Raw genomic sequence first — 753 nt, 5'->3', positions numbered from 1 at the left:
CCGTATGTACCAGTTCCTAAAGAGGGTGTGAAAACATCGTCACATTAATCTTTAGTCGATATTGATAATAGGGTGCCCTGTATTGCTATCAACGCGATGCAGGGCATTTGTCTTGGAGTGATATGATGTTTGGAAATTTAGGCAAGACAGGTAAATACCTTGGGCAAGCGGCTCGTATGTTGGTCGGGATCCCAGACTATGATACCTATGTACAACATATGAAAGGTAACCATCCAGATAAACCTGTGATGACGTATAAAGAATTTTTTCCTGAGCGCCAAGATGCACGTTATGGTGGAAGTGGTAAAGGCGGATTTCGCTGTTGTTAACAAATAATGTAAGAGGACGATATGAAACCGATCTCAGTAACGATCTTAACGGGATTTCTCGGTGCGGGGAAAACCACTTTATTGCGTCATATCTTGCAGGCGGATCACGGCCATAAAATCGCGGTGATTGAAAATGAATTTGGCGAAGTGCCGATTGATAATGCATTAATTGGTGATCGTGCAACGCAAATTACCACTCTCAGTAACGGTTGTATTTGTTGCAGTCGTTCAAATGAGTTGGAAAATGCGTTGTTAGATTTACTTGATGGTTTAGATAGCGGCAATATCAATTTTGACCGCTTGGTGATTGAATGCACAGGAATGGCTGATCCAGGGCCGATCACTCAAACTTTTTTCTCACACGAAGTCCTTTGCGAACGCTTTTTATTAGATGGCATTATCACCTTAGTAGACGCAGTACATG

General features: G+C 42.2%; 2 protein-coding genes. Both read left to right on the top strand.

Features of this window, described 5'->3' with window-relative positions; all coding sequences use genetic code 11:
- The first annotated feature begins 125 nt into the window (after positions 1-125).
- Positions 126-329: a YbdD/YjiX family protein gene (locus tag ABN217_RS19235; protein ID WP_349459856.1), complete on the top strand. Its 204-nt coding sequence runs from the start codon at positions 126-128 to the stop codon at positions 327-329.
- Between the two features lie 21 nt (positions 330-350).
- Positions 351-753: GTP-binding protein (locus ABN217_RS19230; protein ID WP_349459855.1), on the top strand; the 403-nt coding region annotated here is incomplete at its 3' end.

It is taken from the genome of Proteus sp. fly-1067, assembly GCF_040139345.1.
GTDB lineage: Bacteria > Pseudomonadota > Gammaproteobacteria > Enterobacterales > Enterobacteriaceae > Proteus > Proteus vulgaris_B.
Note: the sequence above shows the minus strand (reverse complement) of the source record. Positions and strands in the feature narration are given on the sequence as shown.